Source organism: Thioclava sp. IC9 (assembly GCF_002213225.1).
Lineage (GTDB): Bacteria > Pseudomonadota > Alphaproteobacteria > Rhodobacterales > Rhodobacteraceae > Thioclava > Thioclava nitratireducens.
This window is the reverse complement of sequence record NZ_NBNX01000010.1, coordinates 32,821-58,756: the sequence shown is the minus strand read 5'-3', so window position 1 is coordinate 58,756 and position 25,936 is coordinate 32,821. Positions and strand designations below refer to the sequence as shown.

Annotated in this window: 20 protein-coding genes; 13 read left to right on the top strand and 7 right to left on the bottom strand. The window is 63.2% G+C overall.

What is annotated here, in order from left to right; genetic code table 11:
• Positions 1-667: 667 nt before the first annotated feature.
• On the bottom strand, positions 668-1,321 hold the full coding sequence (locus B6V76_RS18425; RefSeq protein ID WP_088728145.1) for a hypothetical protein: 654 nt from the start codon (positions 1,319-1,321) through the stop codon (positions 668-670).
• A 177-nt stretch (positions 1,322-1,498) separates the two neighbouring features.
• Between B6V76_RS18425 and B6V76_RS18420 the strand changes: the two genes are divergently transcribed.
• From B6V76_RS18420 to B6V76_RS18385, 8 genes are all read left to right on the top strand, one after another.
• A complete protein-coding gene (locus tag B6V76_RS18420; protein ID WP_088728144.1) occupies positions 1,499-2,851 on the top strand; it encodes a sigma-54 dependent transcriptional regulator in 1,353 nt (450 codons plus the stop codon).
• 3 nt (positions 2,852-2,854) lie between these two features.
• The gene (locus B6V76_RS18415; protein WP_088728143.1) at positions 2,855-4,795 is read left to right on the top strand and encodes an ATP-binding protein; all 1,941 of its coding nucleotides are present in this window, start codon (positions 2,855-2,857) and stop codon (positions 4,793-4,795) included.
• A gap of 247 nt (positions 4,796-5,042) precedes the next feature.
• On the top strand, positions 5,043-6,764 hold the full coding sequence (locus tag B6V76_RS18410; RefSeq protein WP_075777247.1) for an OFA family MFS transporter: 1,722 nt from the start codon (positions 5,043-5,045) through the stop codon (positions 6,762-6,764).
• A 68-nt stretch (positions 6,765-6,832) separates the two neighbouring features.
• Positions 6,833-7,717: a LysR family transcriptional regulator gene (locus tag B6V76_RS18405; RefSeq protein ID WP_088728142.1), complete on the top strand. Its 885-nt coding sequence runs from the start codon at positions 6,833-6,835 to the stop codon at positions 7,715-7,717.
• A gap of 89 nt (positions 7,718-7,806) precedes the next feature.
• Complete coding sequence (locus tag B6V76_RS18400; protein ID WP_088728141.1) at positions 7,807-8,283, top strand: formate dehydrogenase subunit gamma; 477 nt, start codon at positions 7,807-7,809, stop codon at positions 8,281-8,283.
• Entirely contained in the window at positions 8,280-9,788 is a 1,509-nt protein-coding gene (locus B6V76_RS18395) for a formate dehydrogenase beta subunit (protein WP_088728140.1), read from the top strand. Before B6V76_RS18400 ends, B6V76_RS18395 begins: the two co-directional genes overlap by 4 nt.
• A complete protein-coding gene (gene fdhF, locus B6V76_RS18390) occupies positions 9,785-12,679 on the top strand; it encodes a formate dehydrogenase subunit alpha (protein WP_088728139.1) in 2,895 nt (964 codons plus the stop codon). Before B6V76_RS18395 ends, fdhF begins: the two co-directional genes overlap by 4 nt.
• Positions 12,680-12,871: 192 nt before the next feature.
• Complete coding sequence (locus B6V76_RS18385; RefSeq protein ID WP_088728148.1) at positions 12,872-13,075, top strand: formate dehydrogenase subunit delta; 204 nt, start codon at positions 12,872-12,874, stop codon at positions 13,073-13,075.
• A 199-nt stretch (positions 13,076-13,274) separates the two neighbouring features.
• Here the strand turns inward: B6V76_RS18385 and B6V76_RS18380 are convergent, their stop codons facing one another.
• Complete coding sequence (locus tag B6V76_RS18380; RefSeq protein ID WP_166504634.1) at positions 13,275-14,276, bottom strand: LacI family DNA-binding transcriptional regulator; 1,002 nt, start codon at positions 14,274-14,276, stop codon at positions 13,275-13,277.
• Positions 14,277-14,428: 152 nt separating this feature from the next.
• Here B6V76_RS18380 and B6V76_RS18375 point away from each other — a divergent pair, with 152 nt between their 5' ends.
• The 4 genes from B6V76_RS18375 to B6V76_RS18360 all read left to right on the top strand — a co-directional run bounded on the left by B6V76_RS18375 (position 14,429) and on the right by B6V76_RS18360 (position 18,856).
• On the top strand, positions 14,429-15,532 hold the full coding sequence (locus B6V76_RS18375) for a sugar ABC transporter permease (RefSeq protein ID WP_088725964.1): 1,104 nt from the start codon (positions 14,429-14,431) through the stop codon (positions 15,530-15,532).
• Entirely contained in the window at positions 15,529-16,368 is an 840-nt protein-coding gene (locus B6V76_RS18370) for a carbohydrate ABC transporter permease (protein ID WP_088720603.1), read from the top strand. Before B6V76_RS18375 ends, B6V76_RS18370 begins: the two co-directional genes overlap by 4 nt.
• 37 nt (positions 16,369-16,405) lie before the next feature.
• Positions 16,406-17,692: an extracellular solute-binding protein gene (locus B6V76_RS18365; protein WP_088728137.1), complete on the top strand. Its 1,287-nt coding sequence runs from the start codon at positions 16,406-16,408 to the stop codon at positions 17,690-17,692.
• 75 nt (positions 17,693-17,767) lie between these two features.
• The gene (locus B6V76_RS18360; RefSeq protein WP_088728136.1) at positions 17,768-18,856 is read left to right on the top strand and encodes a cellulase family glycosylhydrolase; all 1,089 of its coding nucleotides are present in this window, start codon (positions 17,768-17,770) and stop codon (positions 18,854-18,856) included.
• A gap of 2 nt (positions 18,857-18,858) precedes the next feature.
• On the opposite strand, the gene B6V76_RS18355 is transcribed toward B6V76_RS18360, so the two are convergent.
• The 4 genes from B6V76_RS18355 to B6V76_RS18340 form a co-directional block, all read right to left on the bottom strand.
• Positions 18,859-19,830, bottom strand: a complete 972-nt coding sequence (locus tag B6V76_RS18355; RefSeq protein WP_088728135.1) for an oligopeptide/dipeptide ABC transporter ATP-binding protein — start codon at positions 19,828-19,830, stop codon at positions 18,859-18,861.
• Entirely contained in the window at positions 19,827-21,713 is a 1,887-nt protein-coding gene (locus tag B6V76_RS18350) for a dipeptide/oligopeptide/nickel ABC transporter permease/ATP-binding protein (RefSeq protein WP_088728134.1), read from the bottom strand. The genes B6V76_RS18355 and B6V76_RS18350 overlap by 4 nt, the downstream gene beginning before the upstream one ends.
• Positions 21,710-22,657 carry an ABC transporter permease gene (locus B6V76_RS18345; RefSeq protein ID WP_075777258.1) on the bottom strand — a complete coding sequence of 316 codons (948 nt, stop codon included), beginning with the start codon at positions 22,655-22,657 and terminating at the stop codon, positions 21,710-21,712. The genes B6V76_RS18350 and B6V76_RS18345 overlap by 4 nt, the downstream gene beginning before the upstream one ends.
• Before the next feature lie 78 nt (positions 22,658-22,735).
• The gene (locus B6V76_RS18340) at positions 22,736-24,325 is read right to left on the bottom strand and encodes an ABC transporter substrate-binding protein (protein ID WP_088728133.1); all 1,590 of its coding nucleotides are present in this window, start codon (positions 24,323-24,325) and stop codon (positions 22,736-22,738) included.
• Positions 24,326-24,372: 47 nt separating this feature from the next.
• Here B6V76_RS18340 and B6V76_RS18335 point away from each other — a divergent pair, with 47 nt between their 5' ends.
• Positions 24,373-25,140, top strand: a complete 768-nt coding sequence (locus B6V76_RS18335; RefSeq protein ID WP_276206143.1) for a DUF1028 domain-containing protein — start codon at positions 24,373-24,375, stop codon at positions 25,138-25,140.
• 36 nt (positions 25,141-25,176) lie between these two features.
• On the opposite strand, the gene B6V76_RS18330 is transcribed toward B6V76_RS18335, so the two are convergent.
• Positions 25,177-25,932: an FCD domain-containing protein gene (locus tag B6V76_RS18330; protein ID WP_088728131.1), complete on the bottom strand. Its 756-nt coding sequence runs from the start codon at positions 25,930-25,932 to the stop codon at positions 25,177-25,179.
• Positions 25,933-25,936 lie beyond the last annotated feature (4 nt).

Sequence of the window (25,936 nt, the reverse complement as noted above, 5' to 3'; positions counted from 1 at the left end):
GGGCGTCACCAGCCCGTCACCCTGAGCAAAGCCGGGAAACTCTGCCTAAGGGCGGTAGAGCTCTGGGGTGCGGATCAACACCAACCGGGCTCCGGTCGCGGCTGGATGAAAGTTCAGTGGCAGGTCAAGGCTATCAGCGGCGAAGGTGCCTGTAACGGGAACACAACCCAATGCAGACGGAGCCTCCGGGCACCACTTAAATACCTGATTTTTAGCGAAACTTTTGCCTTGTCTTGCGTTGGGTCTGCTGGCATTTCGGTCGAAATCGGCCTGGGACCCCGCCGGGGCTCCTTTCCCCAAAACTACCAGATATCCGACACGTCATGCGGGTCGGGCAGCGAATCTTCTGAGGAGTTCGCTTCCCTTGCGCGGCACGTCGAAAGCGAGATTGTCAGATCTGCGCAGCCTGCTTCATTCGGCACGCATTCTTTCCGCCGGACCAAAGTTGCCCGGTTCCACCGTAAGACAGGAAATCAGCGCGCGGTTCGACTGCTCGGTCGCACGAAGATGGACCGCACTCGATAGTCTGGTTTCGAACTCGAAGAAGACCTCGCGATTTCCGAGGCTATAGCGATCTGATTATTTGGGCCGCCGTTCATAGCGCCCACAGCTGCCATGCGCCGAAGACTTCTAGGTTTCTATGGGCTGAACTTTCTGCGGCTTGTGGCTACTGCCGGATCAGGCGCACCGTGAACCCACCGGCACTCATGGCGAATGTGGCGAGCTTGCGGGCGGTATAAGCAAGCTGCACATCGAACGACTTGAAGTAAAACGGAAAGACATACCCAGGCCCCATCGCAACTTTGTAGGACATGTCGCAGATCACCGTGTTATCGTTTTGCTTCTTCGCCGTCGTGGCCATCTGAACCACGCGTCGGCCATCATACATGGCCATCGGCGAAGGACAGGTTTTACCGTTTGCCAGCTTTGCGAAGAATTCGGTCGGGGAGATCACGCCGGGGGGAACTTTTCCAGCGTCCGTCATCTCGGTCATTTCAGAGTGTGGGGTGATCGTCACGGCCGTCACGGTGTCCGCTTTACGGACGATCGCGATATCGCGTGTTTCGCTGCCCCGGCTCGTCCCAAGGTAATCGACCTCATTACCTTTGTCCTGCGTCACCGCCTCGAAGGTTCCGTCGTCCAAGCCGAACGGCGTGTTGTCGAGCGATAGCCGCAGCGTCGCATTGCTGCCTTGTCCTTCGAATTGCAGCGAGCCCAAGGGGCGGCGGCCCAGCGTGACATTGTAGATTTGCTTTTCGGCCGCAGCCGGTCCGGCCAGCAGGCCGGACAAAGCCGCAGCAAGAAGGAGAATACGTGTCATGAAATATCCGTAGTGTGCCGACATTCGCCGCGAAAGGTAAAGCTTGCCGATAAATGCGCTTCCGAAAAACGGAATGCCAGCCTTGAATTTCTGACCGTTTGGCGCATGAGATATAGTGTGCGGGAAAACTTGCAGGAAATTGCATAGTCTTCTGGCCGCAGCAATTGGGAGGAATGCATGCTGCAAGCGCCCGAGGACGGGAGCGATCCGCTCAGGGGGGCGCGTATTCTCATCGTCGATGACGAGCCGGGGATGCGACATTTCCTCGTCAACACGCTGAATCCCCTCGCACGCCATGTGGACAGCGCAGAAGACACCCGCGCCGCCGAAGCGATGCTCGCGGCGCGCCAATATGACATAATGGTTCTCGACAATATCATGCCGGGGCAGAAAGGTCTCGACTGGCTTCAGGCGCAGCGCTCCAAGGGCGGCTTTACCGATACGATCCTGATAACGGCCTATGCCGATTTGCAGACGGCGATCGAAGCCATGCGTGCGGGTGCCTCTGACTTCCTGATCAAACCTTTCCGCTCGAACCAGATCCTGAACGCGCTGCGCAAGTGTCTGGAACTGGCGAAGTTGAGACGCGAAAATGCACTTTTGCGGCGGGAACTGGAGACGGCCGCCAGCGGCAATCGCCGCAAGGAACTGATCGGGGCCTCGCCTGTAATTGCTGAGGTCCGAGCGCTGTTGGAGCGCGTGGCACCCTTGTCGACGCCGGTGCTCATCACCGGCCCGTCCGGGTCGGGCAAAGAAGTCGCCGCGCGCCATCTGCATGGCCGGTCCGGGCGCGGCGCGTCCCCATTCGTCGCGATCCAGTGCGGCGCCATCCCGGCGGACATGATCGAATACGAATTGTTCGGTCACGGCGCCGGAGCCTTTAACGGCGCACAGGCCGGACGCGAGGGATTGCTTGCTCAGGCCTCGGGAGGGACCGTTTTCCTCGACGATGTCAGCGAGTTGAGCGCAAACGCGCAGACGGCGCTTCTGCGCGTGCTTGAAGACGGCATGATCCGACCCATCGGCACCGGCCGCGACGTGCAACTGGATCTGCGTTTTGTCATCGCGTCCAGCAAGTCGCTGCAAAAGGCTGTCCAAGAGGGTCATTTCCGCGAGGACCTGCTGTTTCGCATCAACGTCATCGAGGTGGCCATGCCCCCTCTCAAGGATCGCGGCACCGATGTTCTGGACCTCGCCGAGCTGTTCCAGACCGAAATCGCGGCAGCGCTCAACCTACCGATGGTCGAGATGACCTCCGCAGTCAGGTCGGCCATGCTGCGCCACGACTGGCCTGGAAATATTCGTGAGCTGCACAATTTCGTCGAGCGCGCGCTGATCTTTGGGCGGTTCCCGCTGGAAACGCTCGGGGACGCCATTGCGCCGGGCGAAATCGCGCCTCTGGAGGACATGGAAAAGCGCGAAATTCTTCGCGCTCTCGAGGCGCTTGGCGGTAACAGGGCCGAGGCCGCGCGGCGCTTGGGTGTCTCGCGCAAGACGATTGACCGAAAATGCGCGGCCTGGGGCCTGTAGGTAATGCTGCGCGCGCCCAAAGCCTTGCGATCGGTCCGCGTGCGCTTGCTGGTGATCGCGCTGCTGCCGATGCTTGTGCTCTTGCCGGTCTTGCTGGGCGGCACCATCTGGCGCTGGTCGGGCAAGGTGGATGCGATCCTGCTCAACAAGGTCACTGGCGACCTGACCATCGCGGATCAATATCTCGGGCGGCTGGTTGAGACCTCTGGTGAGCATATCGATGCCGTCGCGCGGTCTGTGGCGCTGCAAACCGCGCTCGAGAACGGCACGACCGACGCCTTCCTGGAGCAGGAGCGTGCGCGGCTCGGGCTCGATTTCCTGCATATCACGCGGGATACGACGTGGCCCGTCGTAAAAGATGCGCTCGATGGGAAGTGGCAAAGCAAGATCGACGTGTTCGATGCAGATACCTTGGCAGCGATATCCCCCGATCTGGCTGCGCAAGCGGAAATTCCCTTGGTTCCCACCCGCGGCGCGGTGCCCACGGAGCGCACCGTCGAGACGCGCGGCATGGTCATTCATTCAGCCGCCCCGCTGACGCTTCCGGACGGGACGCGGGTGGCCTTGGCGGGGGGCGTCCTGCTGAACCGAAACCTCGGTTTCATCGACACGATCAACGCACTCGTCTACCGCGCCGAAAGCCTGCCCGAGGGCAGCCAAGGCACGGCGACGCTGTTTCTGGATGACGTGCGTATTTCCACCAATGTCCGCCTCTTTGAGAATGTGCGGGCGCTGGGAACGCGTGTCTCTGCCGCGGTCCGCGCACGGGTTCTGGGCGAAGGATACATCTGGCTGGATCGCGCCTTCGTCGTCAATGACTGGTATATCTCGGCCTATGAACCCATTCTCGACAGTTTCGGCACACCGGTCGGGATGCTTTATGTCGGATTTCTCGAAGCGCCGTTCAGCGCGGCCAAGCGCAATTCGGTCATCACGCTGAGCCTTGCGTTCCTGTTCATCGCACTGGCGTCGGTTCCAGTTTTCCTGCGATGGGCCCGGCGAATCTTTCGCCCGCTCGAAGGAATGACCCGCACTATCGACCGGGTGGAAAGCGGCGATCTGGGGGCACGCAACGCTCCGGTCGAAACGGATGGCGAGATCGCACAGGTCGCACGACATTTCGACAGCCTGCTAGACCGGCTCCAACAACGCGACCGCGAGCTGCGACAATGGGGTGAGAGGCTGGAGCACCGCGTGGAGGAGCGCACCCGCGAGTTGCACGAGGCCAACCAGCGGCTGGAGCGAACTACCGAACGCCTGATCATCTCCGAGAAACTGGCCGCCGTGGGCGAGATCACGGCTTCTGTCGCGCATGAAATCAACAATCCGGTCGCGGTGATCCAAGGCAATTTGGACCTTGCGCGCAGCAACCTTGGCGAGGATGGCCGCCGGGCCGAAGAAGAGTTCCGCCTGATCGACGACCAAGTCTATCGCATCGGTGTCATCGTCTCGAAGCTGCTGCATTTCGCGCGCCCCGAGGAATATTCCGGCGCAGACAGGCTGGTGGACCTCTCGCAAGTAGCCCGTGATTGCCTCGTCTTGACCCGGCACCAGATTCAGGCGGCGGGCATCACGAGTGTGGTTGAGACCGAGAGCAAGTCGCAAGTACATATGTCGCGGACGGAATTGCAGCAGGTCATCGTCAACCTGATTCTGAACGCAGTCCAAGCCATGCCTGGCGGCGGGACACTTCGCGTGGCCACGGCCGAGGAGGCCGGCGAGGTCATTCTGAGCGTAGAGGATACCGGCACCGGCATCGACCCGTCGGTCCTGCCGCGCATCTTCGACCCGTTCTTCACCACCAAGCAGGCGCAGGGCACGGGACTGGGCCTGTCGATCAGCCAGCAACTCGTGAGTCGCGCCGGCGGACGGATTTCCGTGCGCTCGATACCCGGAGGTGGCAGCCGGTTTGAAATCGTCCTGCCCGCCGCTGTTGCCGACTGATCCGGACACAATGACCAGATTTCGCGGACCCGCGTCGCGTGGGTCGGGACAAAATGTCCAACTTATTCGAAAGCGAGAGAGCGCGGCAGGACATTATGTCCGTATAAGTAATTGATAACAAATAATAATTTTCTTGACAACGCAAGGGCTGAATTGCCTGCTTATGTCCGCGCATGCCGTTGCATGCCGCCGGAGCGGCCCGGGGAGGAGACCGGGGCGTTCCGTCAAGAACATGGGAGGAAACTACATGAGCAACGCTTCTGGCGGGGCGCTGGGCTTTCTGCACAAAAGCCACATCGTCGCCGAACCCGGTTTCAACCGCTGGCGGGTTCCGCCGGCATCCATCGCCATTCATCTGTGCATCGGCTCCGTCTACGCCTGGTCGGTGTTCAACCCGGCGCTGACCCGCGCGTTGGGCGTGGTCGCGCCCGCCGCCGAAGACTGGTCGCTGAGCTCGGTCGTCTGGATCTTCTCGGTCGCGATCGTGTTTCTGGGCCTCGCCGCGGCCTTCGCGGGCAAGTGGCTGGAAGACGTCGGGCCGCGCATGGTCGGCGTGGTGGCCGCGTTCCTTTGGGGCGGCGGTTTCATCATCGGCTCGTTCGGCATCGCCGCGCACCAGCTTTGGCTGATCTATCTGGGTTACGGCGTGCTGGGCGGCTGCGGGCTGGGGCTGGGCTATGTCTCGCCGGTGTCGACGCTGATCCGCTGGTTCCCCGACCGGCGGGGCATGGCGACGGGCATGGCGATCATGGGCTTCGGCGGCGGCGCGATGATCGCGGCTCCGGTTCAAGGCTGGCTGTTGGGCGTGTTCCAGAAAGCCCCCGACTTCCTCGGCGCGCGAGACGCTGTCGCGACCGTGGTCGAGAACGGTCGTGTCTTTGCCGAAACCGCCGCGGGCAAGGTCGAGGTCGTGGTGGCCAGTGCCGCGCAAGCAGCGGATTTCGGCGGTCAGGCGGGTGTCTATGTCGTGGGCACCGGCAATACGGGTGCGGCACAGACTTTCATGACGCTGGGCATCGTCTATTTCATCGTCATGATCCTGGCCTCGTTCCAGTATCGCGTGCCTGCCGAAGACTGGAAGCCCGCCGGATGGCAGCCCAAGCCCGTCGCCTCGGGCATGGTGTCTCAAAACAACGTCCATATCGATCAGTCGCTGAAAACGCCGCAGTTCTGGCAGATGTGGCTCATGCTGTGCTTCAACGTGACCGCCGGTATCGGCGTGATCGGCGTGGCCAAAACCATGATGTCGGAAATCTTCGGCACGGTGATGCCGTTGGTGGTCACGGCAGCGTTCGCCTCGACCTACGTGCTGATGATCTCGGTCTTCAATATGGTGGGGCGCTTCTTCTGGGCGTCGACCTCGGACTACATCGGGCGCAAGGCGACATACATGTGCTTCTTCGTCTTGGGCACGATCCTGTATCTGTCGATCCCCTATTTCGCCACAGCCGTGGCCACCAACCCGTCGATCGTCTACCTGATCGGCTTCTACGCCGCGACGATGATCATCTTCTCGATGTATGGCGGCGGGTTCGCGACGATCCCGGCATACCTCGCGGACATGTTCGGAACCATGCATGTGGGCGGCATCCACGGGCGGCTGCTGACGGCGTGGTCCACCGCAGGCGTGCTGGGGCCACTGGCCATCACCTCGCTGCGGCAGATGTCGGTGACGAACGCGATCCAGGATCTGGCCGCCAAGGTCGATCCGGCGGCCTTTGCCGAGAAATTCGGCGCCCCGTTGACGCAATTGGATCAGCTGGCCGCGGCCAAGACCGTGACTATCGCCAAGCTGATGGAAATCGCGCCCGCCGGCACGATTGACCCGACCCCGTCGCTCTACAACACCACCATGTATTGCATGGCGGCGCTGTTGGTCGTGGCGTTCTTCGCCAACCTGATGATGAAGCCCGTCAAGGAACACCACCACCACGACGAACCGGAACTGCAAGCCGTTCCGGGTGAATGATGAAATCGGGCCGGGGCGTGCGTTGCGCGCCCCGGCCTTCTACGAGAGCGCCGCAGGAAAGACCGCCGATGCTGGACAAGCTGGAAATGTTCATCGCGCTGGCCAAAGAGGGGCATTTCGGGCGTGCGGCCGAGCGGATGAATATCGCGCAACCGACGCTGTCCGCTGGGATCAAGCAGCTGGAAGCGCAGCTGGGCGTGCAGCTGGTGCATCGTGGCTCGCGGTTTGGCGGGCTGACACCTGAAGGCCAGACCGCCTTGTCCTGGGCCAAGCGCATCGTCGAGGATGCGCGGCAATTGCAGGACGAGATGCGGAACAGTCGGCACGGCTTGACTGGCGAGGTGCGGCTGGCGGTGATCCCCACCGCGCAGACCTGGGCCGGGCGGCTTTGCACCACCTTCGCCAAGCGTCATCCGGGCGTGCGCTTCACCATACTGTCGCGCAACTCGCGCGAGATCCTGCAAATGCTCGACGATTTCGAGGCCGATGCCGGGATTTCCTACTTGGAAAACGAGCCTCTCGGCCGGGTCGATACCGCAGAACTCTATGACGAAAGCTATATACTCGTCTGTGCCCGCAATTCTCCATTTGCGGATAAGCCCAAGATGTCTTGGTCCGACCTGGAAGGGCAGACGCTGGCACTGCTGACACCTGACATGCAGAACCGGCGGATCATCAATCGGCTCTTTGCCGAAAGCGGCGTGACCCCGCCGACCTGTATCGAGGCGAATTCCATCATCGCGCTGGTCGCGAGCGTGGCGTCGGGCCACTGCATGACCGTGCTGCCCCAGGACGTGGCCGAGTTCGTCGCAGGCGGAAAAGACGTCGCGCTGGTGCCGCTCGAAGGCGCGTCGCGGCCACAGAAGGTCGCGCTGATCCTGCCGCAGCGTGACCCGCGAACCCCCGTTCTGTCGGCGCTTCTAGCCGAAGCCCGGCGCCTGCCCGCCGCTTGATCCAAAATCCCTATCGCCCCACGGAACGCCGTTATTGATCAGGGCTCCCCACCGTGTGCCAACGTATGCCAAATTGGAGGACGACAGCCATGGCCCAGCCTGCCACCGTTATCGACGGCGACGAGATCGCTCGGATCGTCGACGCCCACCGCGCCCTCGAAGGGCCGCTTCTGCCGATGCTGCATGCTTTGCAGGAGGCGTTCGGGTATATCCCCACGCAGGCTCACGGGGCGATCTGTGATGCCCTGAACATCACCCGCGCCGAATTGCATGGCGTGATCACTTTTTACCATGACTTCCGCGAAAAGCCCGCCGGGCGTCATGTTCTGAAAATCTGTCGCGCCGAGGCCTGCCAATCGGTTGGCGGCGCGGGGGTGGCCGATGCGCTGCTGGCCAAGCTGGGGCTCGAATGGCACGACACCACCGCCAATGGCGCGGTAACGATCGAGCCGGTCTATTGCCTTGGGATGTGTGCCTGTGCGCCCGCCGCGATGGTGGATGACCGGGTGGTGGGGCGCGTCGATGCCGCGAAACTGGACAAGCTGCTGGCGGAGATGGACGCATGAAAATTTACGTTCCGATGGACAGCGCGGCCAAGGCACTTGGGGCCGAGGAAGTGGTTTGCGCCCTGCGCGCTGCGGCCCCCGAGGCACAGATCGTGCGGACCGGCTCACGCGGGATGATCTGGCTGGAACCGCTGGTCGAGGTCGAAGTGGCTGGCGTGCGCCACGGTTTTGGTCCTGCCGAGCCGTCCGATGTGGCGGGTATTCTGGATGGTAGCAGCGCCAAGGCGCTTGGCCCGGTCGAAAACCTTGACTGGATGAAGCGCCAGACCCGCCTCACCTTTGCCCGTGTCGGCGTGATCGATCCGCTGTCGCTGGCCGATTATCGGGCGCATGGTGGCCTTGCCGGGCTGCGCCGCGCGCTGGCGATGACCGGGCAGGAGATCGTTGACGAAGTCAAGACGTCCGGCCTGCGCGGAAGGGGTGGCGCTGGCTTCCCAACCGGCATCAAGTGGCAGACCGTGCACGATGCTGACGCGCCGCAGAAATACATCGTCTGCAACGCTGACGAAGGCGACAGCGCGACCTTTGCCGACCGCATGCTGATGGAAGGCGACCCCTTTACCCTGATCGAGGGCATGACCATCGCCGGGATCGGCGTCGGTGCCACCAAGGGCTACGTCTACCTGCGCTCGGAATATCCTGACGCGATTGCCGTGATGACCCGTGCGGTGGAGGTCGCCCGGGCCGAGGGGCTGCTGGGCCCTGACGTTCTGGGCTCTGGCCGCGCCTTCGACATGGAAATCCGCAAAGGCGCGGGCGCCTATGTCTGCGGCGAGGAAACGTCATTGCTCAACTCGCTCGAAGGTAAGCGCGGCGTAGTCCGTGCCAAGCCGCCGCTGCCCGCGCTCGAGGGGTTCCTTGGACGCCCGACCGTGGTTAACAACGTCATCAGCCTCGCTACGGTGCCGGTAATCTTCGAAAAGGGCGCGCAGGCTTACGCCGATTTCGGCCTTGGCCGGTCGCGTGGGACCGTGACGCTGCAGATCGCAGGCAACGTGGCGCGCGGCGGGCTGTTCGAAACCGCCTTTGGCATCAGCCTCGGAGAGGTGGTCAACGAGCTCGGGGGCGGCACTCTATCGGGCCGTCCGGTCAAGGCGGTGCAGGTTGGCGGGCCGCTGGGGGCCTACATGCCGCTCAGCAAGTTCGACACACTGCTGGGCTACGAGGAGTTCGACGCGGCGGGCGGGTTGATCGGCCATGCGGGCCTGACCGTCTTTGACGACACCACCGACATGCTGGGCATGGCGCGCTTCGCGATGGAGTTCTGCGCCGTCGAAAGCTGTGGCAAATGCACCCCCTGCCGGATCGGCGCGGTGCGCGGTGTCGAAACCATCGACCGCATCGCACAGGGCGACGCCGACGCGCTGCCGCTGCTGGCCGACCTGTGCGAGACGATGAAGGACGGTTCGCTCTGCGCGCTGGGAGGCTTTACGCCGTTTCCGGTCATGTCCGCCGTCACCCATTTCCCCGACGATTTCGCTCGCCTGAAGGAGGCCGCCGAATGAAGGATTTCATCATTCCAGTCGACCGCGACATGGGCACGCCCGCCAGAAAGGGCAAGCCGGTCACCCTGACCATCGACGGGTTCGAGGTCACGGTGCCCGAGGGCACGTCGGTGCTGCGCGCCGCTGCCGAAATCGGCATCCAAATTCCCAAACTCTGTGCTTCGGACAATCTTGAGGCGTTCGGATCCTGCCGCCTTTGCGCTGTGGAAATCGAAGGCCGCCGGGGCACCCCGGCCTCCTGCACGACGCCGGTCGCGCCGGGCATGGTGGTGGACACCAACTCGACCAAGGTGCGCAAGATCCGCAAGGGTGTGATGGAGCTTTATATCTCCGACCATCCGCTGGACTGCCTGACCTGCTCGGCCAATGGCGACTGCGAGTTGCAGGACATGGCGGGCGCTGTCGGGCTGCGCGACGTGCGCTACAAGGCGCCGGAAAACGGCGGCTTGGCCAATCACTTCTCCGCCCGCAACACCAGCGGCGAAGCCAATCCCGAATGGCTGCCCAAGGACGACTCCAACCCCTATTTCAGCTACGATCCGTCCAAGTGCATCGTCTGCAACCGCTGCGTCCGCGCCTGCGAAGAGGTGCAGGGCACCTTTGCTCTGACCATCGCGGGGCGCGGGTTTGACAGCCGCGTGTCGGCGGGTGGCGCCGGCGATGACTTCCTGTCGTCGGATTGCGTGTCCTGCGGAGCCTGCGTGCAGGCCTGCCCCACCGCGACCTTGCAGGAAAAATCCATCATCGAGATGGGCACGCCGGATCGGTCCGTTGTGACCACCTGCGCCTATTGCGGCGTGGGCTGCTCGTTCAAGGCGGAAATGCAGGGTGACGATCTGGTCCGGATGGTCCCCTACAAGCACGGCAAGGCCAATCGCGGGCACAGCTGCGTCAAGGGCCGCTTTGCCTATGGCTATGCCAACCACCGCGACCGCATCCTCAACCCGATGATCCGCGACACCATCGACGAGCCGTGGCGCGAAGTCAGCTGGGACGAGGCGCTGACCTTTGCCGCGAACCGCCTGCGCGCGTTGCAGGACACCTATGGCAAGAAGTCCATCGGAGTGATCACCTCCAGCCGCTGCACCAACGAGGAAACCTTCCTCGTGCAGAAACTGACCCGCGCGGTGTTTGGCAACAACAACACCGACACCTGCGCCCGAGTCTGCCATTCGCCGACCGGCTACGGGCTGGGCCAGACCTTTGGCACCAGCGCTGGCACACAGGATTTCGACAGCGTCGAGCAAACCGATGTGGTGATCGTCATCGGCGCGAACCCGACCGATGGCCATCCGGTCTTCGCCAGCCGCCTGAAAAAGCGCCTGCGCGCCGGGGCCAAGCTGATCGTGATCGACCCACGCCGCATCGACCTTGTGAAATCGGCGCATATCGAGGCCTCTCATCATCTGGCCCTGACGCCGGGCACCAACGTTGCCGTCGTCACCGCCCTGGCACACGTGATCGTCACCGAAGGCCTGATGGACGAGGCGTTCATCCGCGAACGGTGTGACTGGGACGAATTCCAGGTCTATGCCGAGTTCGTCTCGGAGGCCCGACACAGCCCCGAGGCGACCCAGCTTCTGACCGGCGTTCCCGCCGAGGAACTGCGTGCTGCGGCCCGCACCTTTGCCCGTGGCGGCAACGGCGCGATCTATTACGGGCTGGGCGTGACCGAGCATTCGCAGGGCTCGACCACCGTTATGGGGATTGCCAACCTCGCAATGCTGACCGGCAATATCGGCCGTCCCGGTGTGGGCGTGAATCCGCTGCGCGGGCAGAACAACGTGCAGGGCTCGTGCGACATGGGGTCCTTCCCGCATGAGCTGCCGGGCTATCGCCACGTGAAACTGCCCGAGGTGCGCGAGATTTTCGAAACCACCTGGGGCGTTCAGATCGACCCGGAGCCCGGCCTGCGCATCCCCAACATGCTGGATGCGGCAGTCGAGGGCAGCTTCAAGGGGCTCTATTGTCAGGGCGAGGACATCCTGCAATCCGACCCCGACACCAAACATGTGGCGGCCGGGTTGGCGGCTATGGACTGCGTTATCGTGCATGACCTCTTCCTGAACGAGACGGCGAATTACGCCCATGTCTTCCTGCCGGGATCGACCTTCCTCGAGAAGGACGGAACCTTCACCAACGCCGAACGCCGCATCAATCGCGTGCGTCGGGTCATGGCACCCAAGAATGGCTACGCTGACTGGGAAGTCACGCAACTCTTGGCGAATGCCATGGGGGCAGGGTGGTCTTATACCCATCCCAGCCAGATCATGGACGAGATCGCTGCGACGACGCCCTCTTTTGCGGGTGTGGACTACGCCCTTCTGGAGGAAAAGGGCTCCATCCAATGGCCCTGCAACGAAGACCACCGGGAGGGCACACCGTTGATGCATGTCGACGGCTTCGTGCGGGGTAAGGGGCGTTTCATCGTCACCGAATACGTGGCCACAGACGAGAAGACCGGCCCGCGCTTCCCGCTGCTGCTGACCACCGGGCGCATCCTGTCGCAATACAATGTGGGGGCCCAGACCCGGCGCACCGACAACGTGGTGTGGCATGACGGCGACGTGCTGGAGATCCACCCGCATGACGCCGAGAACCGTGGCCTGAACGATGGTGACTGGGTAAAGCTGGCCTCGCGGTCGGGCGAGACGACGTTGAAGGCAAAGGTGACAGATCGCGTCAGCCCTGGCGTTGTCTACACGACCTTCCACCACCCCGATACGCAGGCCAACGTCATCACCACCGACTATTCCGACTGGGCCACCAACTGCCCGGAATACAAGGTAACGGCGGTGCAGGTCTCGCCCTCGAACGGGCCGACGGACTGGCAGGAGGATTACGCGGCACAGGCCGAACGCTCGCGCCGCATCCTGCCCGCGGCGGAATGAGTATGTGGACGCATGTCGGGGCGCCGGGCCGGGCGCCCGCGCAAAGCGGCGCTGATCCAGGCGGGCCACGGCGCGGTTGCAATCAGCTCCCAGTTCTCTGTCGAGCGGGCTGGGATCACACTTGCCGCGTTCACCCGCGGCCGGTGGCTGGCCTTTATTCCCATCCAAATCGTATCAATGAAGAGGCTGCAAATGTCGCCTGACAAGATGATCCGCATGGCGAACCAGATCGCCACCTTCTTCAAGACCCAGCCGGGCGACGATGCCCCCGCCAAAGTTGCCGCGCACATCACCGACTTCTGGGAGCCGCGCATGCGCGCGCAGTTGCGGGACTATGCAGCCGCCGGCGGCGAGGGGCTGGACGACATCGTCTTGAAAGCGGTCCCACTGGTCTGAAAGGTCATGAATGGCGTCTTCGTCGAAAGCCGGCCTGCACCGGCTCGGCGGACGCCGGACACACCTTTGATATCGCTCCGTCAATAGGCGCCCGAGGTCGGTGCTTGAATGCCAGCTTCCACCGTCGGAGGGATGTGGCCGAGAGGGTCAGACCGAAGCGAAGGCTCCATGGAAGCGTGATGCCAGCCGAAGCGAGGCTTTAATCGGTCGTAAGTGGCGCTCTCAAATGCGACTGCCGCGCAACGAAAGGACAGGCCATGCGCTCGACGCGCGGAAGCAGGGTCGATTTCGCCCGCAGCTGCCGGGCGCACCATCGTCCCATCTCGCCATGCGGAAGAAGCACCGTCGAGAGCGCGGGCGAGAGGTGCTGCGCAATCTCTTGGTCGTCGTAGCCGACCACGGCGATATCCGCTCCGACGTGCACGCCGTGTTCCTTCAGCGCTTCATAACACCCGAGTGCGGTCAGGTCGTTGGCGCAGAAAATCGCCTCGGGGGGCGCATCGAGGGAGAGCAACTCGCGGGTTTCGCGGTAGCCGCCGCTCGGCATGAAATTCCCCTGTCGGATCAACTCGGGTTCAGGCTCCAATCCGCTTTCGTGCATTGCGCGGATGAAACCCTCCTGACGCTGCTCGGACGCCTCCATCCAGGCTTCGCCCGCGATGAAGGCGATCCGTCGATAGCCCTCGCCGATCAGAGCCATGGTCGCGGCGTGGCCGCCGCGCCGCTCCGCAGGCACCACCGCGCGGAACAGTCCTTCCTTGTCATGGCAATTGAGCAGCACAGCGCGATGCTTGCGAAGCGCGAGATGTGGTGACACCTCGCGCGTCAGGATCGAGGCATAGACCACCCCGTCGATTCCGTCGCGTTGCCATTTCTGCAGGACCTGCTGCTCGTAGCCCGGATCGCCACCGGTCATTGCTATCTCGACGAGCGCGCCGTCGGACCAGGCCTGCTCCTGGAACGCCTCGATGGAGATGGACGCGAAGGGGCTCGTCGCGATTTCGTCGATCATGAAGCCGTAAGTCGTCGGGCGGCTGCGCGACGGCGGGCGCCCGGCAGAACGGTATCGGTAATCCAATGTCTCGGCGGCCTTGAGAACCCGATCCCGAGTCTCCTTGCCGATCCGCATGTCTTCCTGCCCGTTCAGCACGAACGATACCGTCGATTGCGACACCCCGGCTGCGAGAGCCACGTCTTTCATCGTCACTTTCGCTTTTTTTTGCTTTTTCTTTTCAGGCTCTTGCATCGGGGAAATCCAGGGTCCGAGGAAAATTTGTTGACAGGCGACGGTCTCTATCTGACATTGCTAATATTATTAGCACAAGGGCTAATGCGAGCTTTGGGAGGAGGCGCATGGCACGGCAAACGATCGGGAAACGCAAAAGGACGCTCTCGCAGCAGCAGGCGGCATGGGCGCTTCTGGCCCCATTTCTCGCCACCTATTGCGCCTTTCTCGTCTACCCTTTCTTCAAAGGCGTCTGGATCAGCCTGCATGACTGGAACCTCCTCGCAGTGGCGATGAACCCCGCGGCGGCGAAATGGGTCGGGCTGCACAATTACGTTCACATGCTCTGGGGACGAAACATCACCTGGGGGCCGGTCTCGCACCCCCTCATTCAGCTTCTCGCGCTTGCCGTTCTGGCCGGTGCGTTTGGACTTCACCGGGCGGGTCGTTTGAGTGGCCGCAGCGCGATCCCGATCGCGATCGCGGCGCTACTCATCTTTCTCCTCCTCGGCTTCACGCCCGGTGAAGGCGGTCGCTGGTTCGATCGCAGGTTCTGGCCGACCGTCGGCAACACGGTGCTGTTCGTGGCGCTCGCAGCCCCCGGCACCACGATTGCGGCGCTTCTGCTGGCGGCAGCGCTCAATCGCGAGACCCGGATGATGGCCGTGTTCCGCACCTTGTTCTTCCTGAGCCAGGTTCTCTCGGTGACGGTCGTAACCCTGATCTGGCAGATCATGTTCTCGCCTACGCAGGGGCTGATCGACAACGTGATCAAGGTATTCGGCGGGTCTCCGGTCAGCTGGCTCACGGATCCGCATTTCGCGATGCTGGCGATCGTGGTCACGACGATCTGGTGGTCGCTCGGCATCGCCATGATCCTGTTCCTCGCCGGGATGCAAGACATCAACCGCGAAATCTACGAGGCGGCGGCCCTCGACAACGCGCGAGGATGGAAATCGTTCTGGTTCATCACCCTGCCGAACCTCAAACGGACCATCACGCTCGTCGTCGTCTTGCAGATCATCCTGCATTTCCAGGTCTTCGGGCAGTCGCACCTGATGACGCAGGGCGGCCCGGATGACCGCACGCAGGTGCTGGTGCGCTACATCTACCAGTCGGCTTTCCGCGACAGCGAGATCGGGCGCGCCTCGGCCATGGCGGTCTTTCTCTTCGCGATCATGAGCGTCTTCGCCGTGATCCAGTTCCTCATCGGTCGGGAGAAAAGCGAATGACGTCGAAACGTAGCTATTACTGGCTTTGCATAGCGCTCGCCGTTCCCGCCTTTATCTGGCTCGTGCCGACGCTCTGGATGGTATCGCTCTCGTTCCAGCCGAACGAGGTTCTGGCGCGAACAACCGCTTCGACTTGGCTGGGGATGATTCCGATCCCCTTCACGTGGGACAATTACGCAAAGCTCTTTTCCTTCGGGGATACGCCGCGTTGGTTTCTCAATTCGATCGTCGTAGCGGGGGGCATGACCTTCGCTGTGCTCGCCGTCTCGACGACTGCAGGTTATGCGCTCGCACGGCTCCAATTTCGGTTCAAGACGGCCATCACCATCTTCATCCTGCTCGGTCTGATGGTGCCGGAACAGGCGATCTTCATTCCGCTCTATACGATGTTTGCCAATTTCGGTTGGCACAACAGCTATGGCGCGCTGATCCTGCCGCGGGTGGCAGTGCCGATCGGCGTCTTTCTGATGATGCAGTTCTTCAAGGCCGCGCCGAAGGATATCGAGGATGCTGCGCGCATCGACGGGGTAGGGCCGTTCCAAATCTTCTGGTTCGTGATGCTGCCCCTCGCGCGGCCCGCGATGATGACGCTCGCGATCCTGACGTTTCTCTACGCGTGGAACGACTATCTCTGGCCGCTGGTTTCGGCGAGCCACAAGGAGATGTTCACCATCACGCTGGGCCTTGCGAGCCTGCAATCGAACTTCGCGCAATCGGAAGGGCTGGGCCGCGTGATGGCCTCGGGTGTGATCGCCTCGCTTCCGGTCGTCGTCCTTTTCCTGATCTTCCAGCGCTACGTCGTGCAAGCGATGACCGTAGGCGGAAGCAAGGGATAACCGGGGCGCGCTTGCCCCATTCAAACGGGAGGAAATCATGAAACATCTTGCTCTGGGCCTGGCGCTTGCGGCGGGGCTGGCAAGCCCGGCTGCGGCCGAGCCCGTCACCGTCAATCTCGCGCGGTTCTTCGGCGCCTGCGAGGATGCGGGAACCGACACGCATACCAGCGTCGGCGAAGCCTGCATCATCCAGTCGATCATCAATGCGGCCAGCCAGGAAATTCCCGATGTGACGGTGAAGACTCTGCCGACCGATTGGGGAAATTACTACGACCACGTGAAGGCGATGTTCGCGGCGGGCGATCCGCCCGATATCTTCGTCATTCACCGCTCCTCGATCCCCGAATTCGCCTCGCTGGGCGCTCTGGCCGATATCGGGCCGGACCTCGAAGCCGCGGGCATCGACGCGTCCGACTGGACCGAGGGGGCGAAAAAGGCCGTGACATATGACGGCAAGATCGTCGCCGTGCCGATGGATTTCCACGCCAACCTCTGGCACGTGAACATGGACATCATGAAGAAGGCGGGCCTCGTGAAGGACGGCAAGCCTATCCTTCCCCACAGCCCCGAGGAACTGCTCGCCCAAGCCAAGAAGGTGAAGGAAGCGACCGGCAAGGACTATCTCGCCGCCGATTTCTCGCAATTCCCGATCGGTGTGCGGCTGGTCCTGTCTCTGATCTGGCAGCAGGGCTCGAACATTTTCGACGGCGATACTGCGACGATCGATACGCCCGAGGCCCTCAACGCGGTCAAGGCGATCACCCAGCTCTTCGATGGCGGCTATGCCAACCCCAAGCTGAACTATGCCGACAGCCAGCAGGAATTCCTCAATGGCAATGCGGCGGTGCTGGTCAACGGCACTTGGGTGGTCAACGAATATACCAAGCAGGCTGAGAACCCCGATACCGGGCTGAAGGACTACTACGTCTCCGATTTCCCGCAGCTCTTCGACCAGCCCGCCACCTGGGCTGACAACCACACCTGGGCGATCCCCTCGACGCTGAAGGATCGGAACCCCGAGAAATACAAGGCCGCGCTGAAGGTCGCAGCCTTCATCTACAATCACGACGCGGATTGGGCGCGCACGGGCCACATGGCGGTGCGTAAGTCGGTGCTCGAGAGTAAGGCCTATCGCGATCTGCCGCACCGTGCCGAATACGTGGGCACCGAGAAGATCGCGCGCGATACGCCGGCGTCGCCGGAATACAGCAAGATTCAGGACGCGCTGAACCGCAACCTGCAATCGATCTGGCTGACCGGAAAGGACCCGAAGAAGGCCCTCGCCGAAGCGCAGAACGAGGTGCAGGACATCCTCGACCAGTAACCGGCTGCGTTCGCAGTCACCCCCGGAGGCGTCCGACCGGCACGCCTCCGGACCTCCCAGCCCCATGAGGATATGATGAAAGACGACAGGCTTGAGCAGGCAGACCGGTGGAGCGTTGAACGCGCCTGGGCATGGCGCCGCGAGATCGGATGGCTTTGTGGCTTCAACTACCTGCCGAGCGTCGCGGTCAACTTCGTCGAGTTCTGGCGCGGCGCGGATTTCGCCCCCGAGGTCATCGAACGCGAGCTGGGCTGGGCGCGCGAGATCGGGTTCAACGTCGTGCGCGTCAACCTGCCCTTCGTCGTCTGGCAGGCCGAGGGGGTCGGGCTGCTCGACCGGGTGGACCGCTTTCTGGCCATCGCGGCTTCGCACGGTCTTGGCGTCATCCTCTGCCCGTTTGACGATTGCGAATTCTCTGGCGAGCCGGCCACTCCCGGGCCACAGCCAGACCCCGTGCCCGCCGTCCACAACAGTCGCGCCGTGGGTAGCCCCGGCAGAGCGATCGTCGAGGATCCGTCCCGTCGGCCCCAGCTGGAAACCTATCTGCGCGCGATCGTCATGCGGTTCCGCGCAGATTCCCGCGTCATCTTGTGGGATCTCTATAACGAGCCGGGAAACCGGATGATTTTTCGCTCCGGTCGCTATGAGAGCTACCCAGATAGGCTTGAGCAAGCGAGCCTGTCGCTGATGCGTGATTGCTTCGCCTGGGCGCGGGAGTGCGCCCCGAGCCAGCCGCTTACCGTGGCCGCGTGGTCGGTGCCTGGAGAGGGCACATCCTACGCGACGGAGATTGACCGAACCGCGCTCGCGCTCTCCGATGTCGTGACCTTCCACGCCTATGTGCCGCGCGCGAGAATGGAGGCGACGATCGCGGCGCTCAGCGCGCTGAAGCGGCCCTTGATCTGCACTGAATGGATGGCACGCAGCCTCGACAGCACGATCGCCGAGCAGATCCCGCTGTTTCGCGAAACCGGCGTCGGAGCGCTGCAATGGGGCTTCGTGCGCGGGCGCAGTCAAACCTGGCTGCCTTGGCCCGACGGTGTGTCAGGCACGGCCAAGATTGGCGAGGACGGCGCTTGGTTCCACGACCTCGTGGACCACACTGGTCAGCCCTACTCGCCTGCGGAAATTCTGGAAATCAACGCCGCTACCCGATCAGGGTAATGTCAGAGGTGCCCGGGTGGCGGCAGGGGGTGATAGCAGGCGACCCTCTGATCGGCGCCCATTTCGGTCAGGGGCGGGGGAGCGCCGAGGCATTGCTCGCTCGCGTAAGGACAGCGTTTTGCGAAGGCGCAGCCCTTCGGCGGATTGAGCGGGTTCGGCAGTTCCGCTTGGCCCTGCTCCGGGTCCGATAACGCGCGACCGACTACGGGCGCACTTTCCGCCAGCAGCTTCGTGTAGGGGTGGCGCGGATGGGCGAAAATCTCCTCGGCCCTGCCTTCCTCGACCACCGAGCCAAAATAGAGAACCGCGATCCGGTCGCTGACCGCCTCGACCACTGCCAGATCGTGGCTGATGAACAGGTAGGTCAGTCCGAATTCGCGTTTCAGATCGGCCAGCAGGTTCAGCACCTGCGCCTGCACCGAGACATCGAGCGCGGAGACGGGTTCATCGAGGATCAGGATGCGGGCCTGCGCTGCAAGCGCGCGTGCGATGCCGATGCGCTGCGCCTGACCGCCGGAGAACTCATGCGGATACCGGTCGAGGAAATCGGCGCGCAGGTTCACGCTGTCGAAAATCTCGAGAATACGTTTCTCGCGCGCGGCGCGGTCCATTCCGTGCAATAGCTTCAGCGGCGCATCCATGATCTGCCGGATCGTCTTGCGCGGGTTGAGACTGCTGATCGGGTCCTGAAATACATATTGGATGCGCTTGCCGAATTCGGCCGGGTCCGCGTTGTCGAGGGCCGAGCCCTCGATTTCGATCGTGCCGGTGGTCGGCGGCAGGAGGCCCACCAACATCCGCGCCAGCGTGGACTTGCCGCAGCCGGACTCGCCCACGATGCCGAGCGTCTCGCCTGTCTGCACGCTCAGCGTCATCGGGTGGACCGCTTTCACGGCTCCTTTCATGCCGCCGAATAGCTTCTTGCCGACAGGAAAGGTCTTCGACAGGTCGGTGATCTGCAGGGCGATGCTCATGCGGTCTCCTCCGCGAAACGGGGCTCGGGATAGAGGCAGCGCACGGTGCGCGATCCGGTCCCCTCGAGCAGTATCTCGCCTTCTTTGCAGGCTGGTTGCGCCTTCAGACAGCGATCCGCAAAGGCACAGCCTGCCGGCAGATTGTCAACCGAAGGCGGCAGGCCCGGGATCGCCTCGAGCTTGCGTTTGCCCTCGCCCAGTTCAGGCACGCAGGCGATCAGGCGCGACGTGTAGGGGTGGGCGGGCGCGCGCAGGATCTCCATCGTCGGGCCTTCCTCGACGATCCGGCCCGCATACATCACCGCCACGCGGTCGCACAGCTGGGCCACCACGCCGAAATCATGGGTAATGAAGATGATCGCGAGCCCGCGTTCCCGCCGCAGATCGTCGAGCAGCGAAAGGATCTGCGCCTGCACCGTCACGTCGAGCGCGGTGGTGGGCTCGTCCGCGATGATCACGTCCGGGTCGTTGGCCAGCGCCATCGCGATGCCGACGCGCTGACGCATGCCGCCCGACATCTCATGCGGATAGCTGTCCACGCGGCTCTCCGCATTGGGGATGCGCACGGATTTCAGGAGGTCGATCGCCTTTTCGCGCCCTTCGGATTTCGAGATCGGGTGATGGCACGAGATCGCTTCCACCAGTTGATCGCCAACCTTGTAGAGCGGGTGGAGCGTCGCCAGCGGGTCCTGGAAGATATAGGCGACGCGGCGACCGCGTAGACTTCGCAGATCGCCATAGCGCGCGCCGATCATGTCGCGGCCTTCAAGGCGTGCAGCGCCCCCGGTGATGACGCCGGGCGGTGACGCCACGAGCCCCATGATCGACAGTGCCGTCACCGATTTCCCCGAGCCGCTCTCGCCGATCACCCCGAGACATTCGCCAGGTTTGACCGAAAGCGAGACGCCCGAAACAGCCTTGTAGATGCGGTCCTTCACTTGGAACTGGGTGTGCAGGTCCTCAAGGCTCAGGACGCCGTCGGTCGGCTGTTCGGGCGCAGGACGGTCCTTGCGTTCAACGCGGGTCGCGGCCATGGGGCGGCTCAGCGCGCCCGATTTCAGCCGCGGGTCGAGCGCGTCGCGCACGCCGTCGCCCAGCAGGTTGATGCTCATCACAATGATCAGGATCATGAGGCCGGGAATGACCGAGGTATGCGGGTTGGTAATCAGCGCCGAGCGCGCCTCGCCCAGCATGCTCCCGAGATCGGCCTGCGGCGGCTGCGAGCCGAGGCCGAGGAAGCTCAGGCCGGCGGTCTCGAGGATCATCCAGCCGATCGTTGTGGACATCGCGATCACGATGACGGGCACCACGTTGGGCAGAATCTCCGAGGTGATGATGCGCGCATTGGACATGCCCGCGAGCTTCGCCGCATCGACGAATTCCTTATGTGCGAGGCCCACGGTGATGCCGCGGATGTTGCGCGCAAAGAAGGGGATATTGACCACCGCCACCGCGATCAACGCATTCACGAGGCCGGGGCCGAGAGCGGCCACGATCGCCAGCGCCAGCAGGATATACGGGAACGCCATCAGCATATCGACGGCGCGCATGATGATGTTGTCGGTCCGCCCGCCATAGAAGCCCGCGATGATGCCGACCGCAGCGCCCGCGACGGCCGCGAAAAGCGCGGCTGCAAAGCCCACGGCCAGCGACAGCCGCGTGCCCCATAGAAGCCGCGAAAGCAGATCGCGCCCCAACGCATCCGTGCCCAGAAACGCGCCCTCGGAAAACGGCGGCAGGAAGCGGTTCGCGGTGTTCGTCGCATCCGGATCGGTGAGCGGCAGGAGCGGCGTGATCAGCGCCATCAGAACCACCAGTCCCATCACGATCAGCCCCCCCAGCGCCAGACGGTTGCGCGCGAGAAGTTTGAAGAACGCGCTCATGTCTTGATCCTCGGGTCTAGAAGGCTCTGGGCGACATCGACGATGATGTTGAAGATGACATAGCAGCTGGCAACGAAGACGACGCCGCCTTGGACGAGCAGGATATCACGCTGCAAGATCGCATCGACCAGCATCCGCCCGATGCCGGGCCACTGGAACACGATCTCGATATAGACCGCGCCCGACAGCACGAAGCCCGCCTGAATGCCCAGCACCGGAATGATCGAGACCATCGCGGCACGGAGCGCATGGCCCCAGATCACGCGGCCCTCTTTCACACCCTTGGCGCGCGCGGTGCGGATGAAATCCTGCCGCAGCACCTCCAGCATGGCCGAGCGCGACAGCCGCGCCACCACGCCGGTCGCCACTACCGCAAGTGCCAGCGCGGGCATCGTGAGATGATGGATCAGGTCGGGCAGGTCGCCGCCGCCATAGATCGCATACATCCCCGAGACCGGCAGCCATTGCAGGTCCACCGCGAAGATCAGGATCATCATCATTCCGAGGAAGAAGGACGGGATCGAGATGCCCAGAAGCACCACGAAGGTGATTGCCTTGTCTGCGAACCCATACTGACGCGCGGCCGAAATTACGCCTGCGAGAATGCCGAAAACCGTGCATAGAACGAAGGAGGTGCCCGCAAGGATCAGCGTGTTGTTGAACCGCTCCAGCACCTCGTCGATAACGGGACGGTTGAGCGAGAAGCTCTGCCCGAAATCGCCGTGGAGCATGTTCCCCAGCCAGATGAAGTAGCGCGCCACCAAGGGCTGATCGAGGCCCAGATCGCGGTTCAGCCGCGCCACGTTCTCGGGGGTGGCATAGCTTCCAAGGATCGCGGTGGCCGGGTCGCCCGGGATCATCGCCATGATCAGGAAAACGATCACCGTGATCCCGAGGATCACGGGCACCGCGAGCAAGAGCCGTTTGAGGATATAGCTGCCCATTGGTCTCCCTTTGGGTGACGCGCAAAGGATGGAAAAAGGGGTGCGCGGGCCTGTCGTGGCCCGCGCACCCCGGAAAGATCAGGCCTTCGTCACGTCCTTGAGGAGCAGGAAGAACGAGGGCTGCAGCGTGAAGTCCGACACTTTGTCGTTGGTCACCGCGTTCTGCTTCCAGTTCGCCACGAAGACCCAAGGCGCGTCGTCATGCACGATCTGCTGCATCTTCTTGTAGAGCTCGGCGCGCTTGGACTGATCGGTCGCGGTGCGCGCCTCTTCGAGCAGCTTGTCGACCTCAGGGTTCGAGTAATAGCCCGAGTTGAACCCGCCCTTGTCGGGCCAGGCATCGGTGCGCAGCGCAAGATAGGGCAGGGTGTCGGGGTCGTTCGTCATCCATGCCATCTCGGCCATGTCGACATGTTGCCCGTTCGAGTCGAGCCCCGGGTTCACCTTGCCTAGGAAGGTGTTCCACTCGAAAGTCTCGATCTTTGCGTTCAGCCCCACCGCCTTCAGGTCGGCCTGGATCGCGGTGCCCATCGCCACCGGGTCGAGCATCCCCGAGCCGCCATCGGTGACGTAGAAGGTCACCTCCGTGCCCTCGGCCACGCCAGCCTCTTTCAGAAGCGCCTTGGCTTTCTCCGGATCGTAGGGATAGGGGTCGAGGCTGTCGTCATGCGCCCAGGCGAAGGCGGCGGGCGTCGGGCCGTTGGCGACCGTCGCCGTGCCTTCGAGCACGTCGTTGACGATCGCTTCCTTGTTGATCGCGTAGTTCGCGGCCTGACGGGCCTTCTTGTCCTTGAACGGCCCCTTGGCGCAATCGAGGATCAGGAACCACAGATGCGGCCCCGCCTGCTCGACAAGGTGATACTTGTCGTTCTGGAACTCCTTGAGCGCCACGGGCGGCACCTCGACCATCAGGTCGATCCCGCCGGCCAGCATCTCGGCCACGCGGGTATTGGCATCCGTGATCGGGCGGAAGATGACCGCCTTGAGCGAGGTGGGCGTGTCCCAGTAATCGGGGTTGCCCTCGACCACGACGGCCTCGTTCGGGCGCCATTCCTTGAAGGTGAAGGGTCCGGTGCCGACCGGGTTGCGGCCGAAATCCTTGTCGAATTTCTTCACCGCCGTCGGCGAGACGATCAGCCCCGTCGGATAGGCGAGGTTCGACAGGAAGGGCGCATAGGGCTCTTTCAGCGTGAACACCACGGTTTGGGGGTCTTTCGCGTCGATCGTGTCCACGCTTGAGAAGAAGAAGGCGAGCGGGAAGGGGCCGGTGTGGTAATAGGGGTGGTTCTCGTCGAGCATCCGCTCGAAGTTGAACTTCACCGCCTCGGCGTCGAAATCCGAGCCGTCATAGAATTTCACGCCCTGACGCAGATGGAACGTGTAGGTCTTGCCATCGTCGGAGATGTCCCAGCTCTTGGCGAGGGCCGGTTCGACTTCGAGCGTGCCGGATTTGTAGCGCACCAGCCCGTCATAGAGATTCATCAGGATGCGGAAGTCGTTCACAGCGGTGACGGCCGCCGGATCGAGCGCCTTGGGTTCCGCGATCTGGCCGACGACCAGAACGCCTGGCGGGGTCGCCGCCATCGAGGGCAGACCGGTTCCCATCAGGACGCCCGTCGCCACGCCCGAGATCAGAAGACCGCGCCGCGTAAGGGTGAGTTTCGTCATGTTACCTCTCCTGTTCAGCATGGCTGATTTTTATTGGTGATGATTGCATGAGGGCAAATTATCATGATAAATGCAAGAGCGCAGATCAACGGAGTTCCGCCGTGACGGTATCAATTCTGGCATATGACGAAAAATCAGGCACCTTTGGCGGGGCGGCCATGACGGGTAGCCTGTGCGTCGGCGGCTGGGTGCTGCGCGGCGGGGCCGAATCGGGATTGTCGGCAAGCCAGGGCACCGCGCCATCCACGCTCTGGGGCGAGGATGTGCTGGAGAAGATGAAGACCGGGATGTCCGCCGGCGACGCCGTGGCCCAGGTGACGGACCCGGATACCGGACGCGCCCACCGCCAACTGGCCGCGATCGATCTGCACGGGGACACGGGCCATTTTACCGGGGAAATGTCGGTTCCGGTCTGTGGTGCGCTGGAAGGGCCGGGCGTGGTGGTCTCGGGCAATATGCTCGCCGATTGGTCGGTAATCGCCGCGGTGCGCGATACCTACCTGTCAACGAAGGGCGCGATGCCCGACCGGTTGATGGCGGCCCTCGTCGCGGGCGCGCGGGCAGGGGGCGACAGTCGCGGCTTGCTCTCGGCAGCGTTGCTGGTTGCCTCGCGTGCAGTCACGCCGCTGACGCTGCGCATCGACCGCTCCGCCAAACCGCTCGAAGATCTGGCCGACCTGCTCGCCGCCGCCCGGGCCGAGCCCTATCACGGCTGGACGCGTGTCGTGCCGACCCTCGACGACCCTTATCGCGCGCCCGATCTGGTCGAGCCGGAAGCGCTTCCGCTCCCCCGAGACGGGGACGGAGTAGCTTGAGGCAAGCACTCTCTGTCTAACGGACGGTGGCGAGGGTCACTCGGCGATGAACCGTTTCATCACCTCCGCCTCCTGCGCCTCCATGAAGCGCTGGGCGGTGGCCATGTGATCGGCCATGATCTTGCGGGCGTCCTCGGCGCGGCCCTCGCGCAGGGCGTCGATCAGGGCGATCTGGTGGTTGCGCCCGCTCTCCCAAAGCTCGCGATTGGGCGGGGCGTATAGCTTTTTGTAGACCGTCAGGTCCGACAGGATCTGCGCCATGAAGCGGATCAGGAAGGACAGGAGCGGATTGTCTGAATGCCTTGCCAGCGCTGCGTGGAACTGCAGAGATTGCACATGCTGCTCGCGTTCTTCCTCGGGCGTGGATGCAGGGACGGAGTAGCGCGCGACCAGCGCTTCCAGCTCGGCCAGCTCGTCGGCGGACAGCCTGCCGGCAAGACTCGCCGCCACCTCGGGCTCCAGCGCACGGCGGATCTGGTAGATATCCGCGACGGTGAGATCCTTGAAATAGAAGTAGTTGCCGAGAAGCGCTCTGGCGCGTTCTTCGCTGACTTCCCCCACGAAGGAACCGCCGCCCGGCCCGGTGCGCGTGGTCACCAGTCCCTGGGCCTCCAGCAGTCGCATCGCCTCCCGGATCGTGCCCTTGGCCATGCCGAACCGTTCGATCATCTCCGTCTCGCCAGGCAGGCGATCTCCCTTCTTCAGGCGCTGCGCGACAACCCAGTCCTTGATCTGATCGGCGACGCGGGCGGGGCGAGAGCGTCTCGGTTCGGTGGCGGGCTTGCGGGGCATCGGA